The organism is Clostridia bacterium, assembly GCA_036562685.1.
Classification (GTDB): domain Bacteria; phylum Bacillota; class Clostridia; order Christensenellales; family DUVY01; genus DUVY01.
Genome location: DATCJR010000168.1, coordinates 1 through 1646 on the forward strand (window position 1 = coordinate 1; position 1646 = coordinate 1646).

Annotated in this window: 3 protein-coding genes; 2 read left to right on the top strand and 1 reads right to left on the bottom strand. The window is 30.8% G+C overall.

Features of this window, described 5'->3' with window-relative positions; all coding sequences use genetic code 11:
- Together VIL26_07550 and VIL26_07555 are read left to right on the top strand one after the other, a co-directional pair.
- Nucleotides 1–673 (top strand): glycosyltransferase (locus tag VIL26_07550; GenBank protein ID HEY8390781.1); only part of this gene is annotated, 673 nt, incomplete at its 5' end.
- 140 nt (nucleotides 674–813) lie between these two features.
- The gene (locus tag VIL26_07555) at nucleotides 814–1170 is read left to right on the top strand and encodes a hypothetical protein (GenBank protein ID HEY8390782.1); all 357 of its coding nucleotides are present in this window, start codon (nucleotides 814–816) and stop codon (nucleotides 1168–1170) included.
- A 325-nt stretch (nucleotides 1171–1495) separates the two neighbouring features.
- Here VIL26_07555 and VIL26_07560 read toward each other — a convergent pair.
- Nucleotides 1496–1646, bottom strand: a 151-nt coding sequence (locus VIL26_07560; protein HEY8390783.1) for a UDP-glucose 4-epimerase, incomplete at its 5' end; no start/stop codon positions are given.

Consider the following 1646-nt stretch of genomic DNA (forward strand, 5'->3'; position numbering starts at 1 on the left):
ATATACTCCATATACATTGCTTCGTCTGCTAGCAAACGAGTTTGATTTTCCCGATAGACTTCTTTATGTTGACGCAGACACAATGTTCAATGATGATGTATCCAAAATATTGGGATATGATATAACAGATTATGAACTGGCAGGAGTAGTAGACCATTTGGGCAAAAGATTTATCGCCAAAGATTATTTGAACGCTGGTGTTCTTTATCTTAATATGCCTAAGATAAAAGAGACTAGACTTTTTGATAGAGCATTGGATTTGTGCTTAAATAAAGAAATGGTATTTCCCGACCAAGATGCAATTAATGAATTGGTTACATCAAAATTAATTTTGCCTAGAAAATTCAATGAACAGCAAAAATGGCGCAAAGATACAATCATACAGCATTTTGCCAAGACAATACAGTTTTTTCCTATCTTTAAAGTCATCAACATAAAACAATGGCACATAGAACGTGTTCAAAAATCTTTAAAATTACATGTTTATGATGTAGTGTTTAACAAATTCAAATATTATCGTTCAATTTATGGAAAAGACTTTTTGGAACCGCTAAAAGAATATCCGCCTATAAAATGGAAAGAACAACTAAAAATAAACATCAGCGAAGTTAAAGCATATATCAAGCAAAACGGCGGCATCTTTAGGAAAAAGAAAAAAATAAAAACTAAATAAATAAAGTTATTTTAAATAGCTTAAATTGATAATCTCTTTTTATTGTTAATTATTTTTAGTTTTTATTGCTATTATAAACGATATTAGAGATGCAAGTACTACAAGTGAATTTTTAGCATATAAATAAAGGAGAATAAAAAATGAAAATAGAAAAAATGTTGGTATTTATTTTTCCATGTCTATTAGTTGGATGCTTTTTATATCTGCTGATATGGTTAGATTTTTCTAGCGCTTTGCCTTATCTCATAATGCTTGTTTTTACTTTATCAGTAGCATTTCTTCAACTATTGTTAATTAAATCAAATCAAACGCTCAAAATAATAATTATTATTAAGTATTTGCTGTTGTTTATTGTGTCTGCATTTTATACAATAATGTATACCATTGCAGGACCGGCAGGCAATGATTCTGCTCTAATTGTACTCATACTTCTTCAATTCATTACAACAATTTCTACAATACCTCTCTGTATTTTAGAACTTAAATACTTGTTATAAAATTATCGGCTCATTTTTATTTCTAGTAATATCAGGAGTATAAGATAAAATATTTGCTTGCTAGGCTTGGATAGTAAGCAAATATTTGATTTTAATTTAAGAGCTTTTAAGAAACTGCCTTTCTCAGCGTTCTTGATATTGCTGTACAAAATTAATCCTCAGTCACTTCGTGACAGCTCCTTTTGATAAAGGAGCTTTTAAAAGCCTTTAAAGTGATAATCAACTTTATGTGAGATTTTTTCCTTAAAAAAACGGCTTTGAAATTTATTTCAAAGCCGTAAAAGTCCGACCAAAATTGCAAAGCAATTTTGCGTTTGGTCGGGATTTATTCAAGTCCGTTAGGATTCTTTTTTTGCCAGTTCCAGCTGTCTTCGCACATTTTTTTGAGGTCATAATTTGCTTCCCAGCCTAATTCAATTTTTGCCAGTGTAGGATCTGCATAGCTAGCTGCGATATCTCCAGGACGGCGTCCTACG

Bases quoted from the DNA above. Each gene is read 5' to 3' on its own strand.
- VIL26_07555 (HEY8390782.1), top strand. From the start codon at position 814: ATGAAAATAGAAAAAATGTTGGTATTTATTTTTCCATGTCTATTAGTT.